Origin of the sequence: Micromonospora sp. NPDC005367 (genome assembly GCF_040606825.1) — a bacterium.
Classification (GTDB): Bacteria; Actinomycetota; Actinomycetes; order Mycobacteriales; family Micromonosporaceae; genus Micromonospora.
Genome location: NZ_JBEXFP010000003.1, coordinates 7,050 through 29,963 on the forward strand (window position 1 = coordinate 7,050; position 22,914 = coordinate 29,963).

1 protein-coding gene (cut by a window edge) is annotated in these 22,914 nt (G+C 73.2%); it reads left to right on the forward strand.

Features of this window, described 5'->3' with window-relative positions; all coding sequences use genetic code 11:
- Positions 1-22,914 carry the 5' portion of a toxin glutamine deamidase domain-containing protein gene (locus ABZS42_RS02960; protein ID WP_355141946.1) on the forward strand. 4,302 nt of this gene lie beyond the right edge of the window, so 22,914 of the gene's 27,216 nt are visible here — the first part of the coding sequence; the start codon lies at positions 1-3; the stop codon falls past the right edge of the window.

A 22,914-nucleotide genomic window follows, 5' to 3' on the forward strand; every position in this document is an offset into this window, starting at 1 on the left:
GTGACGGCCCTGGACATCGAGATGTCGGACGACGCCGCCGCCTTCCTCAAGTGGCTCTCCGGCGAGGAGTTCCCGGCCACCAACCCCGACAAGGTGCGCGCGATCGCGGAGGCGTTCGGTGATGCCGCAGACGGCATCGAGCGTGTCGTGCCGCTGCTCATCGCCGGGGTCAACAACATCCGTGAGGGGGTGATGGGCGAATCCGAGCGGGCCTTCGTCGACTCGATGGAGGACTTCCTCTCGGAGGACGGTTTTCTGGGCATCGCGTCGCGCTACGTCCGGCGGATGGGCGACGAGCTGGACAAGACGGCGAACCAGGTCGAGTACGCCAAACTGATGATCTTCCTGTCGGTCATCCAGCTGATGGTCGAGGTCGCCATCGCGCTGGCGATCGCGTGGCTCGTCCCCGGAGTCCTCGAAAAGCTCGCCATGCGCCTGCTGGTCGAGAAGATGATGATCAGCAGGTGGCTGGCCCAGCTCATCTACGCGGTGGTGCTCAGCCAGGTCATGGGGGTCGGCCTCCAGGTCCTCATGGACATCATCGCCCAGAGCATCCTGATCTCCGAGGGTCACCAGAAGAGCTGGAACTGGGACCAGACCGGGAAGGCCGCCGAGATCGGCGCCTGGATCGGCGTGGTCGGCCTTGTTCTGGGCGCCGGCGGCAACGCGATCGTCAGCAAGCTCTTCGGCAAGGGCAACGTACCGGGCGCCGGTATCCCGGGTCCGGGAAAGGGAGCCGCGGACGACCTTCCCACCCCCAACTCGGTCAAGGACGACAGCCCGGTGCCACCCCCGGTCAAGGAGCCCGTCGTCGACACCGTGGTCAAGCAGTCCGACGACGCGCCGAGGTACTCCGGATCGAAGGACACCGACACCCCGCCCCCGTACCGGCAGAACGGCGACGCCGGCGGCCACGACTCGCTCGCCGGAGAGACGCTGCACGAGGGTGCCACCGAGGTTGTCGGCGAGGGCACCTACGGTGCGATGACCGGCGAGGGCTGGGAGTGGAGCAGCACGCCGGCCACCTTCGTCTCCGGGGCGCTCTCCGGTCTGCTCAGCGGGCTCGGCACGGCGGCGGGGACGCACCTCAGGATGCAGACGCACGGACCGGACGGCGCGCCACCGACGGCGAGCGGGGGGTCCACCGGCGGTGGCCAGTTCCCCGACGAGCCGCTCCCGCTGTACGAGCCGCCTCCACCTTCCTACGAGGAGGCCACGGCGCCACCCACGAGTACGACCGGGCCGGCTGGTTCCGGGGCGACGGGCGGTGGAGCAGGCACGTCCGGCGACGGCACCTCTGCAGGCGCCGGCCCGAGCGGTGGCACCGGTTCGAGCGGTGGCACCGGTTCGACCGGCCCTGGTTCGGGCGGTCCCGCCGGTTCGACCGGCGGGACCGGCGCGAACGGCTCGACCAGCGGGAGCGGCCCGACCGGCACGGGTGGCGCGGGCGACACGCGGCCGGGTGCCGGTGACGACGGGTCGTCGCCGGTCACCGACACCCCGAACGTGGACCCTCAGCATGCGAACGGCGGGGTGACCGGCCCGTCGAACGGGCCGGGCTCCCCTAACGGGGACACCATGGGCAACGAGGCGACGAACCCCACGGACTCGACCGCCTCGGACGACGACGGCATATACGTGCCGCCGCCCATAACCGTGGTGCCCGTCGAGCTGAGCTTCGACCCGGGCGAGCCGACCGGCGCGACCGGCCTGCCGGGCCAAGGCGGCGGCACGTCCGCGGACGGCGGCTCGCCGGCCGCGGGCGGTTCCTGGAACGCTCCCCCGGTCACCGGAACGCCATCGCCGGTCCCGGCCGGCACCGCGGGGCCTGGCACCGCAGGACCCGCTGCCACCGGACCCAGCACGACCGGACCCGGCACAGCCACCACGACCGGCCCCGGCACGACCGGAGTCACCACGACCGGACCCGGCACAGCCACCTCGACCGGACCCGGCACGACCGGTCCCGGCACGGGCGGTACCGGAGCGGCCACCACTTCGACCGGTGCCGGCACGGCGGCCAACGGCGTCACCGGATCGAACGGCACGACGACCCAGCCCACGCCGGTAAGGGACGCCACCGGCGGTGGAGCCACCGCCGAGAACAGGCCGTCCGGGTCGAGGAATCCGTTCCGTACGTCCGCAGAGGTTCCCACTCCCGAGGACGGTGGCCGGTCTGGAGCGACCAACCCGTTCCGGCCCGCTGCCGAGGCGCCGGCGTCCACCAGTGGGTCGAACAACCCGTTCCGCACCGCCACGGACGTGCCGACGCCGGCAGGTGACCGCACCGGCACGAACAATCCCTTCCGGCCCGTTGCCGAGGCGCCGACGCCCACCCCTGCCGGTCCTTCGGGGCCGACGCCGCACACGACCGTCGACGAGTCCGCCGGGCGACGACCGGACGGCGGCACCACCCGCCGGGACGCGCCACTCGGCCCGGACCGCGACGGCCCGTCCCGCGTCCCGTCGCAGGCCCCACCGTTCGGGGTACAGCCGGCGGTACGGCTGGACCGCGCCGGGGTGGAGCGGGTGATCGACGAGGTCGCCGACCAGGTACGCCGGCCCGGACGCCCGGACGCGCCGCCGAATCCCGAGCTCTGCGTCGACCAGGTGAACGACCTGCAGCGACTGGTCTTCAAGCGGCGGGCACCGATCGCCGGTTCGCGGCGGACCACCGACGACCTGAAGATCGGCACCGGTCACGTGGCGGACCGGCTCGGTGGCGACGCCAGGTGGCACCGGGTCCCGTCCTGGGAGGACGTCGAGTCGGCCGTCACGGCGGCCGGACCGGGCAGCATGGCGCTCGTCCTGTGGCAGCAGCCGAACGGAATCGGCCACGCCTTCGCGCTCTACCACACCACCGACCTGCTCGAACCGCTCCAGTGGCTGGAGCCGCAGCGGCCGAAGGGGAGCCGACTCGTCACGCGGGACGACCTGGGCTCCGCCGTCGCCGCGCGGGTGCTCGTCCTCGACCCGACCGGACGTGAGGTCCCCCTCGTCGGACAGCTGCCGGTCGACGGCTCCGGCACCGGCAGGCCGGCCCCGGTGGTGTTCCCGACCGGACCCGAATCCGCCTCCGTCGCGCGGGCGATCGTCGACGCGCCGACCGACCACCGCTACGGCGCGCTGTTCAAGCGCAAGGGGCAGTCCCCCGCTCCGGAGGGGGCACCGTCCGCGCCGAGCACGTCCGCCAGCGCGACACAGACCCCGCCGCCCCCCACGCCGAGCACCCCCACCACCGACACCCCAACCCCACCGCTCCCCGCCGATCGGGACCGGGCCGGTGACGAGGCCACCGTTCGCGACGAGGAGGTGGTGTCCCCGCCCGGGACGGTGCCGCCGGTCCAGCTCAGCTCCGCGGTGCTGGACACGGTTGCCGTACCGGCGCCGGCGACTCCGGTGCCGACGGGGCCGGACGCACCCGGACGCGGCCCGGACGCGCTCTCGCCGGTCCCCGTCGCCGAGAGATCGGAAGTCGAGCTGCCCCCGCCCGGCCTGCGACCGGGAACGCGCTTCGTCGTCGATCTGCCGGTCGAGCCCGAGAACCCCCTCATGCGTAGCGGCCTCGACCACGAGGTCGTCGACGAGCTGACCGAGCGCGCCCGGCGGATCGTGGAGGTGGACCCGCAGCACCTGGCCGACGAGCCGCCGTCCACACCGCCCGTGACGACCGAACCACCGGCCGGCCCCGCGGCGGCTCTCGAGCCGCCCGCGGACTCGGCGTCGGCCCCGGTGGATCCGGCGGACGACGGCCCGCAGCCGCCGTGGTACATCGAGCATGGCGCCACCGGCGCGATGAGCATCCAGTCGGCGGGGTACGCGGACCCGGGCCGGGTCGCCGAGCAGATCGTGGCCGCACTGCCGGTCGACGCGCCGAACGCCACGGTCGCCGAGTCGGAGAACCTGCGCAACGGCGTACGAACGCGGTTGAGCACGCTGCTCGGCATCGACGGGCACCCCTCGGCGACGTCGGACGGGCAGCCCACCCCGCTGGTCAGCGCAGCCGCACTGGTCGACCTGGCTGCCGCCGACAGCAACGTCGACCGGTGGGACAAGCTGGTGCGCGAGGGTTGGACGGGGGTGATCGGCGGCCGCCTGGTCTGGATCAAGCCCCGGCTGCACGCGGCACGGCCCGTGCCGGCGCGCCCGGTGCAGGGGACCAGGTTCGAGGTGGCCTTCAACTCGACCGCGGCCAGCTCGGCTCGGCAGCAGACGAAACCGAACGAGGTGGCCACCGGCCCGGACCTGATCCTCGGTCTGCCCCGCAAATTCCAGTTCATGCCGGTCGGGGTTCCGCTGGAGGCCGAGTACGCCACTTCGCACTCGGTCAGCTCGTCGGATCGGGTGATCTCGGGGCGGAAACTCTTCTTCAACGGCGGGCCCAGCTACGCCAGCGGGCTGGCGGTCGACGTGTTCGTCGACGGGCGGCACTGGGGCGACACCCACCGGCTCGACTCCGATGACGGAATGCTCGTGGTGAAGTTCCCGGAGCAGTACGTCGGACGGGACCAACGGCCGCGGGGCAACGTCACGGTCGACGCGGACGCGCATTCGCGGCCGGGACCGGCGACGGCCCACGACGTGTTGAACGCGATCGACTTCACGCCGACCGTCGCGGCACTGCACCGGCAGCTACGCGACCACGACCTGCCCGCGGACACCGCGGCCCACCGGGAGCCGCTGCTCATGGCGGCGCGGCGCGGCGACGGCCCGGGCACCACCCACCAGCTGCCCGGTGGCAACCGGGTCATGCCCCAGGTGCTGACCGCGCTGCGGTACACCGTCGGTCAGGTCCGCGCGCGACGCGGCCGGCCCGAGGTGGGCGGCCCCGGCACGGAATCGGGCTCCTGGGCGGAGGTGCAGCGACTCGCGGCCATCCGCTACGGACTGCCGGTGCTGGAAGCCGACCCGGCTCGGGTGCGGGCGGGCATCCTCACCACGTTCGAGATCGACGGTGATCGGTACAAGGTGCTGGTGACCGCGCATCCGCGGGAGTGGATCGGTAGCAGCAGCTACCCGATGCCGGTCAACAACCGGGCCATGTCGACGGCGAAGGTGAGCGCCGGTGTCACCAACACGCAGCGGCTGCACGGTGGGGTCTCGGCCAACGCCGCCTTCGGGTACGGCCAGAACATCCGGGGCCAGCTGCCCGGGCTGCACGTCGACGGGTCGTACGAGCGGAGCACGGAACGTGGCCGCTCGCGGACGCTGAAGAGCTACCGGCGTACGGAGACCACGAAGGACGTCGTCCAGCACGACTACCACCTGACGTACGAGATCACCGTATGGCCGGACGACGGTGCGGCGACGAGATGGCTGATCGATGGCCCGGACGTCCAGCAGCACGTGGTCGTACCCGTCGAACATCTGCCGGCCACGACGCCGACCGCCGAGGAGATAGGCGCGGTCGAGGTCACGGTGCGGATGCACGGGAACAGGCCGCCGCCGTTGCCGGCAGCGGTGCCGTTCCACCGGGAGGGTGTCGCCGGGGTGTACCCCCGCTTCGCGGAGCTGCCCGAGCTGCCGGCCACGGTGGCGCGGCTGTACGGGCAGGTGCACGGGGCGGCCACCGGCTGGCATCTCGATCCGTCGAACTGGCCCGTCGAGCTGTGGGACGCGGAACTGGCGGTGCCCACCAAACTGAGCGCCAACCTGCCCGCGCTGACCAGTACCGAGCAGCGGTGGACCATCTCGCTCGGCACCCACGACGGCATGACCGTGGAGGCCGAGGTCTCGGCATCGGTGCACGACGTGCTGCACCTCGGAACGAGCGACGGGGTGGAGATCGAGCAGTACTCCCAGGCGGCGTCCCAGTTCGACGTCACGGAGGAGACCGAGAGGTCGTTCTCGGTCGGCGCGGGTGGTGGCGCCTACTACTCCGCCGGCCGTCGGACGGCCGACGACTCGGCGGCGTCGAACATGGTCGGCGGCTACTTCTCCGGTCACGCGTCCAGGGAGGTGGGTCGTTCCGCGTCCAATGGATCCGGCAGCATCGACATCACCCGTGCCACCTACAAGGGGCCGGTGCACAGCTACCGATCCCGGTTGGTCCGGTTCACCGTGTCGGTCAAGGGCTGGCGCCGCTCGGACCCGGCGGCCGTGCAGCGCTACGCGACGATCGACCTCCAGCACGGCATGGAATTCCAGGTGCCGAACCGGATGGCTCACGAGCTCGGGCTGCCCGGCACCGTCGCGCTGCCGGAATCGCCCGGCCCCCGCCGCGAACTGGACCCCCAGCTCGGCCGCGCCGCGAGCCACGTCGAGCGGTTGCGGACCGACGACCCGCCGTTGCAGTTGATCCTCGACACGCTCACCGAGCGGGGCGTCCTGCCGCCCGAGGACCACGGGCCGCCACCGATGCTGCGCAAGGCGCTGACCAAGATGTTCTCCCTCGAAGCGCTCGAACTGGAGGCGTTCGAGCTGTTCGGCGGGGGCGTGCAGGAGTGGTTCGTCGTGCCCGGGACGCTGCTGGGCACGGGTTACCTCTTCGTACGGCTCAGCGCGTCCCTCGGCACCGTCACCTCCGACCGGCCCCGACCCGAGGTCAACCTGACGCTGCGCGGTCAGGGGTACGACTCGACGGAGGAGAGTGAGTCGTCGGGCTGGTCGGCCAAGGTCGGCTTCGTGGGTCGCGGGCGTGGAGCCGGCCGCGACAGCGTCGGCGGCGGCACCTTGCGGCTCGACTACGACTGGGGCTCCTCGCGGGAGCACGGCGAGGAGCAGGCCACCAAGGACATCTTCCGGTACGGCACCTCCGGCTCGCACGAGCTGAACAACCAGGTCCACTTCACCGTCGAGATGCGCTACACGCATCGGCTGCCGCTGCGGCTGGAGGTGGTCGGAAACGCGGTCCGGTCGCTGTTGCTGCCCGTGGCGACCGGAATCCCGGCCCTGCGCGCGCTCGTCGACCCGCAGCGCAACGCCTGGGAGACGATCGAACCGCGGCTGGCGGCGGGATCGGTCCGCCGGCTGCTTCCCGCGTTCCTGACCGGCCCGGCCGACAGCGGCGTGCAGCGGTGGGAGCCGCTGCTGGCCGACGACCGGCCGGTCGACCCGGCGAAGTCGGGCGGGTCACCGCAGCGCGACGCGGGACTCAACGACCTCGTCTCGACGGACCCCACCTTCATCCCGATCGCCCTGCCGATCACCGAGCAGCTCGGCCGGGACCTGATCCAGGCGCTGGAGCCGGGCGGGGCGGCCGCGCAGCTCGCGGCCAGGGTCGCGCCGGCCAACCCGCTCGGACAACTCGTGTTCCGCCACCTGCTGGGCCTCACCGGGTTCTCCGTCGGGGACGTCCTCGTCGACCCGGGGCAGTTCATCGCGGAGACGAAACTGCGCCCCCGGATCCAGCAGCTGCTCACCCACCAGTACCGGGTGCCCGGGACCGACGTACGTCTCGGCGTCGTCCTGACCGAGGTCGCGCAGCTGCTCGACGAGAACGGCATGCCGGTGGACCCCACCGTCAAGGCCCGCCGGTACACCCAGGAGGAGACCAAGCCCGTCGTGGAGAGCAGCTCCTCGCACGGCTGGGACGTGGGAGCGACGGTCGACGCGGCCGCCCTTCCGGGCGGAGAGACGAGGTCGGCTGGAACCCGGTTCGGCGGCAAGACGGGCAGCCACGCCGGGGAGAGTTCGACCGCCGAGCTGGCCGAGATCGCCGAGCGCAACACGGAGCACAAGGCCGAGCACAGGTTCTACCACTACGGACTGACGCTGGTGGTGCACCTGCCGGACGATCGGACGGTGGCCGTCGCGTCGCCCGATGGCCTGTACGGGCAGAGCCAGCGTTCGCCGGAGGACCTCTTGAGCCCCGGCGACCCGCGCCGGGAGCGCCTGACCGTGAACGGGCGAGTGTTCACCCCCGCGCGGCTGCTTCTGGCCACCGAGCGGGCCGTCGAGTCGGTGGGGCCGGACGCGGACGAGCTGGCCGTGGTCGGTGCCCTCGCCGAGCAGCTGTACCCGGCCGGGGTACGGCCGCCACTCGGCCCGGAACACGTGAACACCGGGACTCGACCGGATGCCGACGACTTCTCCCGCGTCGACCACTGGAGCCGGACCGCGTCGTGGGAGGCGGTGCCCGAGACGGTACGCAGCCTGGGGCCGGGCAGCACCGCGCTCGTGCTCGACCGGAACGGGGACGGCGACGAGCGGGCCTCAGCGGTCTACCACAGCGCCGACGGTCGCATCTTCTGGAGCGACCCGCACGAGACCGGGGACAGCCGGCTGATCCCGGTGCCGGACGACGGGACGGCCGACGCATGGGCGCCCGTGACGGGCGACCCGTCGCAGGCCCGGGTCCTGTTCATCGACCCGTCGGGTACGACGGCGGAGAACCGGGACGTCGTACCGGAGGGGTTCACCCGCCGCCCGGCGCAGGACGGCCCGGCGCTGCCGCCGACCCCGCCCGCCCCGGCCACGGACCCGGCGCCGACCGACTCCGCCGCACCGGTATCCGGCCTCGCACCATCGGACCTCGACGTGCCGGCGTCCGGCACGATCAACCCGCCCACGCCCGAAGCCGTCCTCCCGCCGGCGCCCGGATCTTCCGTCCCGGACGCCGTCCTGTCCCCTGGGTCCGGCGTCGATCCGGCTACCCCGGGGACGGCTGTCGCTGAGGGCCACGGCGACGACCTCCGGCGTGACGACCGGGAGCGGGAAGCGCGGGAACGAGCATTCCTGGCGCCGCTGCCCCACCCGCTGCCGTCGGGGCCGGCCTCGACGCAGCACGTCACCGTGGTCCCGAACCTGTCCACGACGCCGGCGCCGGCGAACGGGCCGACGAACACCGCCGCGGCGACACTCCCCCGACCGTTGCCGCGGTCATCCGATCCCGACGGCCCTCGGCCGGATGACGCTCCTTCGCCGCCCGCTCGACCGTCACCCCCGACGACGACCGGGTCCGCCCTCGCCAATGCCGCGCCGGCGCAGTCCGGTCCACCGAGCGCGCCGGCCGCGAGCGGACCCTCCCTGTGGGCCGCACCGGTCGAGATGCGCGCGGTCGGCCTACTCGACATCGTGGCCACGACCGACGGGTCGGCGGTGCTGTCCCGTGGCGAACTCGCCCGCCACCTGCGGGAGATACGCGGCGCGCGCGGGGAGGACCCGGCACCGGATCCGGGAGCCGCCGTGGCCACCGGGACCATCCGGTGGATCAGGGACCGGGCCAGGGCAGCGACGACGGACGCCGCCATGGTGGAGCTGCTCGGCCCCGAGCCGATCGTGGATCCACGGCCGCTCACCGTCGAGGTCGAGATCGGCCTGCAACCCCCACCCGCGGGCGAGACCCCAGCCGAGCGCTCCGCGCGGGAGGCGCGGGAGGCGGACCTCGCCACCTGGCTGACGAGCCAGCTGAACCTCCAGCTCAACCTCGGTCTCACCCGCTGGAGCCAGCGGGCACCGGCGACGCGGGCTGTTCCCCGGGCGCAGGTGCGCTTCTCCGTGGTCCGGGAACCCGCCGCCGCGCAGGGAACACCGGCCGTTGACCGGCTCCGTTTCCGAGCCGTCGACCAGGCGCCGGCGATCGCCGAGCCCCCGCCGCTGCGAAGCCAGCGCGAGCTCATCCTCGACGGCCGAGCTTTCGTGGTGCCGCGGGAACCGTCGACCGGGCTGCCCACCCGGGAGGGCGCCGCGGACATCGACGAACTGGCCGCCGAGGTCGCCGTCCGAGCCGTGGCACAGCAGCGCTTCGACGCCCCCTCGGACCCGGACCCGGTCGGTACGTCCAGGGCGCCTTCTCCCCTCGATGTCATCGTCGTCGGGCAGTACGACGAGCACCACGGGGACCGCGACGACGGGTACGGCGGGGCTGTGATCGACGTGCAGCCACGGTTCCATCGCAGCCTGGAGGCGGAGGTCGCTCGGCGGATCGCCGAGCTGACCGGCAGGGCGGCCACGGCGGCCGATGTGCGGCAGACCCTCGCCAGCGTCCGGTACGACATCCAGACCCGACCGATGCCGGACCTGGATCCGAGCCAGCGGAACGCGCCGCCGGTGGAACTTCACTACGTCGTTCCCCCGCCGCGCCCGCCGGTCCAGGCGGAAGACTACGACGTCCCGCAGTCGGACTACCTGAGCAGCTGGCGGCTCGCGGCGGTGTCGACCGCCGAGCCCGGCTGGTGGCGGGCCGACACACCGGTGCCGAACGTCGACCAGATCCTGGCGGTGCTGCCGGAGGCGGCATTCCGGCGAGTCGACGCCGAATCCGCGGAAGCGGGCGAATCGCGTGCGCACCCGGAGCTGCTCACCGGTTACCGGTCCGACGTCCGGTACGACGTGGCCCGGGTCGCTGTCGAAGAGAGCGGCCCGGCCGGCGCACCGGTGCCCGCGCAGTCCGTCCGGATCTTCCGGCTGCGGATCCACCTCGCCGCCCACGACAACATCGCCGACGCCGACGTCGAGGCGTTCATGGCGCACGCGCGCGCCGCCGTCGCACAGGAGATCAACGGCCGCTTCCGATTCCCCGACGGGGACCAGTTCCACCTGGTCGTGGAGTTCACCGACAACGAGGACGACGCGCACCACGTGGTCCAGGTGCCGGCGACCGGTGAGATGACCAATGTGGCCTGGCCGGTCAGCGCCCTGCGAGCCGCCCAACCGGAGCGGGGCCCGCAGCGCATCCAGGACTGGGTCCTGCACGAGATGATGCACCTGCTCGGTCTGCCGGACGAATACCTCGCGGACGGGACCTCGGGGGGCGTGTACAGCGTCGCCGCGATATTCCGGAACGCGTACCGCGATCCGGTCTCCCCGCGCAGACGCCGCCCCGACCTGCCGTCGGCGTTGATGCAGGACGTCGACCGGGCCGGTGGGCCCGACATCATCGCGGCCCGCTACCTGTGGGAGCTGGCGTTCGTCCAGGAGAGCAGCACGATCGCCCCGCTCACCACCGTACGGCGGGACGACGGCGCCGCGATCGAGGTCGTCTCCGTACCCGCCGACCCGTCGGATGAGGCGCGGTACGCGGCGCTGCTCGGCCGGATGGCCGGCGAACACCCCGCCGAAACCAACGCGCGGGTGGCGCAGAACTGGCGCTACGAACGCGACGCGACCGCCGCAGTGCTCGCCCGGGACGGCCGGCACGAATGGGGTCGCAGTTTCGTCATGTTGCCCGCCGACGTGGGCGCGCGCCTCGTCGACGGAGAACGGTTCCTGTTGCGGGCCCAGAGCACCGACTTCGCCGAGGTCCCGCCCGGCTACGAGGTCGTCGTCATCGACTCGTACAGCTGGGTGCTCTCGGGCTCCGACCCGGAGTTGAGGTTCGTCGTCGCCGGCCCCGAGGAGCCGATCACCTTCCAGGGACGCCGGGGGGACGGCTGGGCGCACTTCGGACCGCCGTACGAGAGCGCGCCGACGGAACCGGACGACGCGGACCTGGAGTACGTCGACGAGTTCACGCTGACCGCGGACGACGACCCGGACGCGAACTTCGACCTCGACTTCGACCCGGCGTCCGGCCTGGTGATGGATCTGTCGGACCTGCGGTTGGAGGAGACCGACTTCGCCGAGCCGGCACCACACCACCGGCCAATGCCACCGCAGCCCGAGGCCGCCCGGGTCGACTCGCCGTCGACTTCGGAGGCCAGCCGGGACAGCTCGCCGTCGGCACCGGAGAGCGGCCGTCCCGACCACGAGCAGCCGATCCGGCTCGCGGCCGACCTCGGCAGGCTCCTCAAGACGCTGAACAACCCGTTCCGGTTGCCCAGCCGGCACCGGGGCGCCGTCGACGGGCCGTACGACGCCATCAGCGCCGGCCTCGACCACCTCGCCACCGAGCCGGTGGACCCGGCGTGGCGGGAGCGGCTGCCGGAGGTCCGGCAGCAGTTGGACGCCCTCGACCAGATCCTGCGGACGGCCGCCGAGACCGATCCGGAGCTGCGGAGCAAGCTCCCGGAGCTCGCCGAGGTCAGGGCCGATCTCATCCGGCAGATCGACGCCGTGGTACCCGAATCGTCCCTCATCGACTTCATCGACCCCGACGGCCCGCCCACCGACAGTTCACGGGAATCGCATGCCGGAGGTTCGGGCCGGGGCGTGGGGTCCGGTCTCGGCGCCGGGCGGGGTACGGCGGGCGGGCCGGTCCGGCTGATCCCGTCCCGGTTCGCCGACGACGCGGCGGCACGGGAGGCGTACCCCTGGTTGACGCTCGTCAATCCGAGCGGGTCGGACACGAACTGTGTGCTGACCGTGATCGTGTCGGACATGAACGCGGCCGAGGGACGGAACGCCAGTTGGCAGGCGCCACCGGAGAGCGCCCAGCCGGAGGAACACCTGCTGAACTACCAGCGGCAGCGGTTGGGGCTGCCGGACGAGGCGGCGCCGCCGGTGTACCGGACGGACGTCGAGGCGGTCCGGACGGCGATGGAGGCCGCGCGACCCGGATCGCGGGGCGTGCTGCTGGTCCGGGATCCGGTGACGGCGGCCGGCCTGGGCGGAACGTCCCACGCCTTCAACGTCCTGCGCGACGAAGACGGCGTGGTGTTCCTCGACGGGCAGCACGGCGGACTGGCCCGGATGCCGGCGTACGCCGGAGACCTGCTGTTCCTCTCGCTGAGCGAGGACGTCCCTCGGCCCGAGGGCGCGCCGACGGTCGACCCGGCCGAGCTGAGCGGTACGGCCGGCACGCTCGGCAACGGCAACGGCAACGGCAGCCGCGACAGCGGTGACGACAGGCGCTCGTCGTCCGGTCCGCTGTCCGGCGGCTCGGGGTCCGGTCCGGGGCCGCGCCGCGGCACGTCCGGGTCGCTACGACCGGCGTTGCCGCCGCTGGTCGTGCCGCCGGTCCCGGTGCGCAACGCGAGCATGTTGCCCGCGGTGGACGGACCGGCGGCGGGCCTGTTGAACGAGCTGCACGCCTGGGAACAACCGTCGGTTCCGCTTCACGCCACCGACACCGTGCTCGGGCCGGACCTGTTGGGCCTGCTGGAGCCGGCGCCGATGCCGCAGTTCCTGGCCGACGGCTTCTCGTACGACCAGTTGTACACCGACCAGCTCTACGCGTTCTTCGACTTCATCGACATGGCACACCCGGAGCGGGTGGATGGCTACCAGGTCCGGCCCGAGGACCTGCCGGCCTTCTCCGAGGCGATCTGGCAGGACGTACGGGCGCCGAACCCGGAGACCGGAGACCCGGACCGGCGGCGATGGGCGCCGAACACCACGCAGCTGCCCGAGGACCTACGCAGCCTGCCGGACGTCATCGAGCTACCCCTGATGGTGCACGCCATCTGGTTCGGTGGCCCGTTGACGGGCACGGCGGCCACCGAGGACTTCCGGCGCAACATGGAGGTCTTCGCCCGGAGGACCGGCCGGGAGGGATTCCGGACGAATCTGTTCACCGACGTCACCCGGGAGGAGTTCCTCGCCGCCGCCCAGCTGCCGGAGTTCCGCAGTGTGGAGGAGTCGGAGAGCGACCGCCTCGACGCGGTGCGGGACATGCTCGGGTGGGCGCGACGACACAACATCCGTCTGATCAATGTGCACGAGGTCTTCCACGCCGAGGTCGGCATGCCGATCCAGCGGTTCCTGCTCGCCGAGTTGAACAAGCAGCACGGTCGCGGTTACGCGGCGGCGGCCGACATCGTCAAGGTGCTGCTGCTGATCCTCTTCGGCGGGTGGCAGACCGACGGCGACAACTCGCTGTCGAGAGCGGTCCTCCACTTCGACGACGAGACGAGCGCTCCGGCGTGGCTGGACGAGGTGATGACCCTCTTCCAACAGGGCGGCTATGCCGTACACGCGCACCCGGATCGCGGGCTCGTGGGCAACTCGTCGCTGCTCGCCTCTCGAGGCCATCCCTTCTTCCTGCGCTACCTGGAGCGTCTCGAGGCGAACTACGGGAAGACCCAACGCACCCTGGTGCCGATCCCCGACGACGAGACGCGCGAGGCGGCCGAGATCTGGGTACGACAGCCGATGCTGCGGCCGCGCCGGCACTCGGTGATGAGCCGTACCGGCCCGGACAACCTCCGGGGGCTGAGCCAGGACGTCGGCCACCGGCGGCCGTTTCCGGACCTGCCGCACCTGCGCCACCTCGGGATGGGTACGGCCAACAGCTGGATGTCCCGGCGACCGTTCGACGCGCAGCGGGCGTACCTGCCGCACGAGGTGCCGGAGGTGCTGGCCCGGATCACCGCCACGCTCATCCGCGGTCTGCACAACCGGGAGGGTGACCTGCACCTGACCGGCGTGGCACCGGTGGTCAACGGCCTACCCGATCCGGCCGCCGCCTGGGAGGCCGTGGTCGAGTACATCCTGGAGACCCCGGCGCTGGCTCGGCAGGTCCGTACGGCCACCGACCGGGCGTTGGTGCCGCCGGAGCACGTCGACGGCCCCGTCGACGTCGAGGTGCTCGACCTGCCGCCTGTCGTGCGGCAACGGCTGGGTCTGCCCGAGGAGCCGGGGCAGGACCCAACCGGAACCTGGCGCCTCGCGGAGCTGTCCCGGCCCGTGACGGTCACGCCACGCCGGACCGGCTACACGCCGGTCACCGCCGTGGCTTCCGCCACCACCCCACGCCGACCGGCCTTCTTCGACAGCCCGCCCGTCACCCCGGACACCCCGCGTCGGACCGGCCGCCCCGAGGGCATCACACCGCCTTCGTCCGCGTCGCCGTTGCTTCCCCGCTCGCCACGCTCACCGCGCTGGCCCGGTTCGCCGGGCACCGGCGGTGCGGCGACTTCGCCGGATGGGCTCGGCCGGCGGGACTTCGCCGACCAGATGCTGGCCGACCTGGACGCGCTGAGCCTCGGCGGGTCCCGGGACGGTCGCCGGCACCTGGAGGCCGTCCAGGACGCGACGCGGTGGTGGACCGGGACGGAGTCCCCGGGACGGCTCGACGACCTCCTCGGCGCGGTACGCAACCTCGACGCGCTGCTCGGACTGGGGGCCGGGGACGGCAGACCGTCGCTGCTGTCGCCGGAGGAGATCGCGACCGTCCTGGTCGGCGTACACACCGCCGCGGACGGCAACCTCGCGACGATGTCGGCGCGGCGACGCGACCGCGTCGGTATGGCGGTCGACCAGCTCACCGAACTCCTGAAGCGACTGGGTGGCCTGCGTACGCCCGCCCCCGAGGTCGCACAGCAACTGCTCCAGGCGCAGCGCCACGCCACCGAGCTCCGGTCCACCCTGCGCGCCGCCGACCAGGCCGGGACCACCCTGCCCCCGTCACCCGCCGCGGCCGCGACCAGCCCCGCAGGTACGGCGCGCGGGCTGCTCGACCCGTCGACACGCCGCTATCCCGGCATGGTCCCGAGCGGTCCCGAGGCGGCCACCGACCCGGCTGCCGAGGTGTCGCCGACGATGCGGGCGGCGGTGGCCGCCCTGCCCGAGTGGGACGGCAGCACGCCCGACTGCGCACCCCGGGTACGGCGGCTGCTCATGGCGCTGGGGGCCCGCAACCGGGACCGCGACGACCAGACCGGGCAGCGGGACGTCGACACCATCGCCGGCCAGCTGGGCGGCCGGTTCCGGGACTCGGATCTGGAGCGTCTGGCGGACCTGAACCCGGGCGAGGTGACCGCGGTCTGGGTGGCGATCCCGAACGACGAGATGCACGTCGTGCTGGTCGAGCGGCTCGACGAGCACCGCTTCGCGCAGATCGAGACGCAGCCACGGCAGGGGAACAGCGTCACCGCCTTCCGGCTCGACGACCGGTTGTCGGGCCGGGAGCCGCTGCCGGTGGTGTTCGGCGGCCCGGTACGGCTGGTTCTCGACGAGAACGGAGCGCTCGGCCAGTTCCGGCCCGCGGGCACCGGCCCGGCCCCCGGAGGCCCGACGTCCACCACCGATTCGGACGACTTCCCGGGTCCGCCGTCGAGCGCGCTGACCGCCGAGCCGCTGCACCCGAAGCCCGCCTCGACCCGGGAGCTGGCGGACGGCGTACGGCTGCTCCCCCCACCGGCGGAGAGCCCGGTCACGGTGGCCGACCTGGAGACCGCGGCCAGCCGACTCAGTGTGCCGCCCGGCACGACCATGCTGGCGGCCGTGCTGCCGTCGGTCGACCTGGACCCGCCGCACCTCGCGACGACCGGTCCGACCGGCCTGGTCGAGGTCTCCGAGCTGCTCGACGACCTGATCCCCAGCAGCACCGACGACGTCGTGCTGCTCTACCTCCACGACGCCGACCTGAACCGGTCGGCGACGGCGGCACGCGACATCCAGGCGATGATCGACGAGCGGCGCCGCCGGGGTGAACCGGTTCCGGCCGCGGTCCTGGTGTCGGCGCCGGCCGTTCCGTCGGTGTGGGACTGGATCGGGTGGCGGTCCGGCCCACGATGGATCCTGCACGGCGCTCTCTACGAGGACCTGCCGACGGCGCTGACCATGGCCAGGACGACGACACCGCCGCCGATCGACCTGCACGCCGAGGTTCGCGCCCGGCTACGGGGTGAGCCCAACCGGTACGGCTACACCGACGCGTCCCTGGCCGCGCGGCTCGCCGCGGAGCAGGGGCTGGACGACGGCGAGTATCCGCTGCTGCCGGCGTACTCGGCGACGGTCCCGCCGGCCGCGCCCAACCGTGGCCCGTTCGGCCCGACCGTACGGGTGCCGATCGGCGACGCGGAGCACCCGGGCGAACGGCTCCGCCGGGTCCGCGACTGGCTGCGGCTGGGCACGCTGCGGCCGGTGCCGCAACCGGGCGAGCGGACCGTCGAGGTGCACCTGCCCGACGGGCTGCTCGGCGGAGCGGTCACCCTGCCCGGTTCCGGTACGGAATCGGATCTGGATCTGGTGGTCCTGGCTCCCAAGTTCCTGACCGAACTGGACCCGCAGGGCCGCCCGGTCCGCCGCGAGGTGGACCTCTGGGTGAACGAGCACGCCGACGGCCGGCTGGTGGCGACGGAGGCGAACGCCACGGTCCGGAGCGTGCTGCTCGACAGCATCCCGCCGGACTCGCGAGATCGCATCCGCGTCGAGACCGGGCTGCTCAACGATCAGACGGTCGACGGGCATCCGCCCGGGACGCTGCTGCGGTCGACGGCGAACGGTGAGTGGATCACCGTCGAGCGGTACGTGCAGTCGATGCTCCCGCCGACCGGCGACGGTCAACGCAAGCCGATCGTGGTGCTGCCCTATCCGCCCGGCGACGTTCCCTGGCCGGAGACCCCGTTCCACCAGGCGCTGGAACAGCACGCCGTCGTGGTGTCGGAGCGGCGCGAGCAACGAAAGGTCGGGGGGCGCGACACCACCCACCACTGGGCGGCGCGGCAGGGCGGTGCGGTTGTCTGGACCAACCGCGACCAGCGGGGGTTCGCCGAGATCCGCCGGTCGAACCTGGCCACACTGCTCACCGACCTGACCGGTGGCCGCCGGCCCGGTGGCCGGGCGTATTCGGGCGAGGCGGCGGTGCACACGCTTGCCCAGGCGGACGGACCGGTGGCGCCCGAGGTGTCCGCCGCAGCCCGCCGAGCCTTCGACAGCGCCCCGGTGCCGGTGAACGATCAACCGCGTTTGCTTCCGCTACCGGCCGCGCTGGGGCAGGCCACCGCGCGCACCGCCGGCGGCTGGCTGCGCGGCCAGGAGCTGGCCGTCCTGCACCCCGACGACCGGTACGTCCAGACCCGGATCGCGGTACCCGGCCGGTACGTGCGGGATGTGCCGGTCGAGTTCTCCGACGGTCAGCGGCGGACCTACCAGGTGGTCGACCTCGCCGCGATCGTGGCCGACCGGCCGCGGATCCGCACGTACGCCAACGGGAACCTGCGGCTGGAGACCTCGGGCCGGCGGGATCCGGTGGCGTCGACCGCGCCCACCCGAAACGATCCCCCGGCCTACCAGGAGCGCCCGGACCGCACCGGGCAGACCGGCCTGCGGCCGGCGGATCGGCCGCCGGGGCCCGGGGCGGCCCGCTCCGATACCGCTGGGCGGGATCGTCCCGGCGGTGGAGGCTTCTTCCTCGGCAACTCGGACACGAACACCTCCGACCTGCCGGCCGTGGCGGAACTGACCTCGAACGCGAACGGAACGTGGTTCGCCGACGGCGCCGAGGTGCTGCTACGCCGGACGCCCGAACTGCGCAACGGGTGGGCGCTGCTCGCCGACAGCGAGCTGAACCAGATCGCGGGACGCGACATGCTGGCCGCCGGAACCAGCACCCCGGTGGCCGTGCACCCCGCGGGCGACGACAGGGTCCGCGTGCCGGTACGTGGACCGGACGGCGAGACCCGCAAAGTCCGTATCACCGCCGACCAGTTGGCGACCATCCTGGCCGGCCGGCTCCCCGAGGGCACCCCCATCGCCCTGCTCTCCTGCGCCGCCGGCGCGCTCCCGGGCGGCTTCGCCCAGCGACTCGCCGACGTCACGAGGCGCGACGTCGTCGCCGCGCCGACGGACCTCTTCGTCGACGTCACCGGCCCGCAACCCGAACTCACCACCGTCGACGGTGAGAGCTGGCAACTCTTCACTGCCGACGGCACACCCTGGGACGTCGTCAACGACGACATCGACGGCGAACGACGGCCCTTCGACGGGCTCCTCTCGACGCCGCCGCGATGGTCGGTATCGAACGACAGCGTCCGCAGCGACAGCTCAGCGGAGACACCGAGCCGGCAGCAGCCCGAGGCGACCCCCGTCCGGCGACGCCGGGTGCTGCGCAAGCCGAACCCCCGTCCCGCGGCGAACCAGCGCGGCGCCGGCCCCCGGCACGTGCCCGATCGCCGCGCCCAAGATCCCGCGCTGACGTCCCTGCAGCCCACGCGGCGCATGCGGACCACCCGCGGACCGGTGACGCCGCTCAGCGCGGCGACGACCCAGCCGTGGCAGGTACGGCAACGGCTGGCTGCCATGCCTCCGGCCGACCTGCGCCGGTACCGGCGGTGGGCGGACGAGGTGATCGGGGAGCGGCAGCGGCAACCGGGCGTCACCGCCACCGTCGACGCCCTCGCACCGGTGCAGCGCGCCGAACTGGCCGACCGAGTGGTGGACCTGCTGCGAACCAACGACCACCTCGAGCGGCACGAGACCGAACGGTTGGCGGGCGATCTCATCGACCGGTTCCTGCGGGAGGGGCCGGCACCCCTGCCCGCCCCACCGTTCCGGCGGGATCTCGACGCCGACTTCACCTTCGATCCGGGTACGGTCGACCTCGCCTGGGCCAACCGGGCCGAGCTGGACGCCTACGTCCGCTCCATCGCGGCCGAGGCGGCTCGCCGGGCCGACGAGGGACTTCCGCCGCTGCGGCTGCACGTGGAGGTCGGGCCGGGCCAGAGCACCCGGCTCGTCGACAGGCTCGTCGAACAGCTGCTGCCCGTACGTCCCGGCACGGACGGAACCCACCGCGGGCCGGGCCGACGGATCGCAGACTCCCGCGCGGCCGGACTCACCGCGACCCTGCAAGAGTTGCTGACCAGGCACGCCGGGGCGAACAGCGGAATCGTGCTCACCAGCCGCGTCGCGACCACGCCGCTGGCCGGCGCGGGTCCGTTCGGTCACGGTCCGGGCCGGGACTGGGCGCGGGTCTGGGTCGGCGTGCCGGCGAGCGAACACCATCGCAGCGGCGCTGCCGGCCGGGACGGGCTGAGCGACCAGCGCTGGGATCCCTGGACCCCGGAGGAGGACGTCCGGTCGGAGCCGTCGCGGGCCCCTTCGGAGTCAGCACCGGAGGGACGTCGCCGGGGCCGCCGGGGCCGGCGGTTCACTGCGCGCGGCACCACGGGCGCGAGCGCCAGGGAACGCGGGCCCCGGCCGGCCGCACGTCCCAACCGTTCCGAGTCCGCACGTCCGGGCGGCACCGTCCCCGGTCCGGCGAGGCCCACCCCGTCCCAGCCCTCGACGTTGCCGCCCGGTAACGCGCTGACCCCCACCGACACCAACGGCGCCCTGGACGCCTACCAGGCGTTCCGGGCGAACGCGCTGCCCGCCCTGAACGGCGACGCCGGACAGCCGGTGGCGGACCACCTCTCCTGGGCCACCCGGCCGGGATCGCTCGCCCGCCCCGCCGCGGACGTCCTCGACAGCTTCGGAATGCGCGCGGTGGTGGCCCAGGAGGACACCCTCTTCGCCACGATCGCGGCCACCCTCACCCACTACCAACTGCCGGGCGGCGACCTGCTCGCCCGCCAGGATCCGGACGCGTGGCCGACCACCATCGCGGGGATGCTCCTGGCTGAGCTACGGGGCGACGAAACCCCGGGCCCCCGGATCGGCCTCGACCCGACCGACGAGACGACCGTCCGCGCCCTGACCACCTGGATCGGCAGCGGCCTGCCGATGGATCGGGTACCCGCGGCCGTCCTCGCCGCGCTGGACCTCGGCGACGGGCCGGACGGGAAGCTCAGGGCGATGCTCACGCTCACCGCCAACCTGATCGAGCGCCCGATCGCGGTGGTCCTTCCCAACGGCGAGACCATCCTCAACGGCACCGTCGCGGATCAGCGGGGCGCCCTGCTCCTGGTCGCCACCGACGACGGCGAACTGCTGGCCACCGCACCCCGCAGCGGCATGCCGGCGCTGTTGCGGGCCGACGCCGACCAGGTCCTGGTCACCCAGAACTCCGGCGCGGCGGAGCACATGCCCAGCGATGTGGCCTCGTTCAGCGTGCTGAACCTGTTCCTACAGAGCGTCCTCGGGGGCGAGGGCGACTCGCCGCTCCCGGCGCCCGAGGTGGCCGCCGCGGCGCTGCCGGACGCGCTGGCCGGCACCGCCACTCCGACCGGCGGCGACCTCGCCGGACTGCTGGGCCAGACCCGGGCCGCCGCGGCGGCGGCTCCCACGCCACGCGCGCCGGACCCGGCCGGCTGGAACCTGCTACCGCCGGGATCGACGACCGCGAACCAGCTCACCGGTTTCCAGGTTGCCCGGCTCGCCGAGGCCGGCGCGGGCGCGGTATGGACCGAGCCCGGCCACGACGCGCTGTTCGAGGCTCTGCTGCAAGCCGCGGCGCACGGGCAGCCGGGCCTGGCCGGGCTGGCCGGGTGGACCGCGCCGGCGCTGCGCCACGCCCTGGCCACACTGTTGCAGGCGGACCTGGCGGCCACCGGCGGCACCGCCGCTCCCCTGCTGGGTCTCTCGCCCCAGGTCCTCGGGGTGCGGCGCGACCGCGTCCTGGACTGGATCGGGAGACTCGCCACGCCGGGAACCCCCGTGCCCGAACACACGCCCAGGCGGATCGCCCAGGTCCTCGCGCGACTCCTGGGGGTACGGGTGGAGCTGATCCACTCCAGTGGGGTCGAGGTGGTGCCGCGCACCCGAACCGCCGCCCTCGATCTGACCGACGCGCCGGTGCTGCGTCTGGTGGTGACCGCGGACGGCCACGTGATGCCCACCGTGCCGGCGCCCGACCGGCACGACGCGATCCGTCGGCCGGCCCAGGCAGAGGGCGACCCCACCGACGCGGCACCGAAGCGGGACGAAAGTTCGCCGGCGGCGTCCGGGAGCCAGCCGGAGCCGCCGCCGATTCGCCCACCGGCGCCGGGCTCGATCGTGCACACCATCGGCATCCCGCACCGCACCCTGCCCTACCTCGACGAGGTGGCCGAACGGATCGTGACGGCCGTACGTGCCCGGGGGGTGCAGGTGCCGGAGAACGAGCGGACGGTGCTGTCGGCCCGCCTGCTCAGCAACTACCGCGAGCTCGTCGGCGGCGGCCACCTCGTCCAGATCGGCCCGGTCGAGGTGCTGGTCCAGCTCGACCCGACCGACCCCGCGCTCGCACCGGATCCCGCCTACGCGCGCCCGGCACGCCCTCCGATCGACGACTGGGACGCCGAGAACGGCGGCGCGGCCGGCCCGGACGACAAGGGCAAAAGCCCCAGCAAACCGGACGACAAGGGCAAGAGCCGGAGCGACGAGGACGACCCGAAGAAGATCTACCACGCGAACCAGGCGACCACCGGCGGCTTCAACACGGGCGGCACCTCCCACACCAACAGCGGGCAGGCGGGTGCGCTGCGCGGCGGCCTGGGGTTCGGTGTCGGCGTCGGCATCGCGCCGGGTCTGTTGCAGGTGGTCCGGTTCGGCGTGAACGTCTCGGGCACGGCCAACAAGGTCGACCGCAGCACGACCAACGTCAAGGACGCCGAGTCGGGCCGGGTGGAGGACAACCGGATCGACTCGACGCTGGTCTCGTACACCCCGAACTGGACACTGCGGGTACGCACCGACACCTCGGAGTGGACGCTGCGTGGGCGCAGGTACACCTCGCCCACCTGGGCGGACACCCCGCCGGAATGGTCCAGCGCGGACGAGCATCCGACCGGCCAGGAACCCATGGAGGTCTGGCTCCCCGACCACTACCTGGAGGAGGGCGAGCCACAGGTCACCGCGGCGCCACCCAGCGACGAGCGGCTGCGCGCGGAGTTCGAGACCCGGCAACAACAGATCCCGGACACCTACCACGCCACCGGGCTCACCGGGCTGCCCGAGCTCTACCACCAGATCGTGACCGGACTGCGGGACATGGGCGTGGAGCTGGCCGCGGACGGACCGGAGCGGCGTGAGCTACGGCAGACCCTGTGGAAGTTGGGCATCAACCTCGACGCCGCGATCAACGACCGGGACGAGGGGTACCCGATCACGCTGCACGACAAGAACGGCGACGTCGTCGCGACGTTGAACGTGCACGCCGGTCGGGTGCCGGGCACGGCCCGCCGCGAGGGGGCCACCAGCGCCAAGTCGCACATCGAGCGGGTCAGCACCGCGATCATCGCGCACAGCGGAAATTCGGGTCTCGCGAACCAGAGCGACGTGCGGGTCAACGGTGAGCTCAACTTCGTACCCCTGCCGGGGCTGGTGCTGGGGCCCAGCGTCGGGTTCGGCTGGAGCTGGACCAACCAGGACGCGATCAACGCCGGACGTACCGGCATCTGGGTGCACGTGTCGCGATGGGTCGGTAAGACCGGCAGCTACCGGGAGGGCCTGCGGCTCGACGTCGAGCTGAGCACGCCCACCCGGCCGGACGCGGCGCCGCGACGTGTC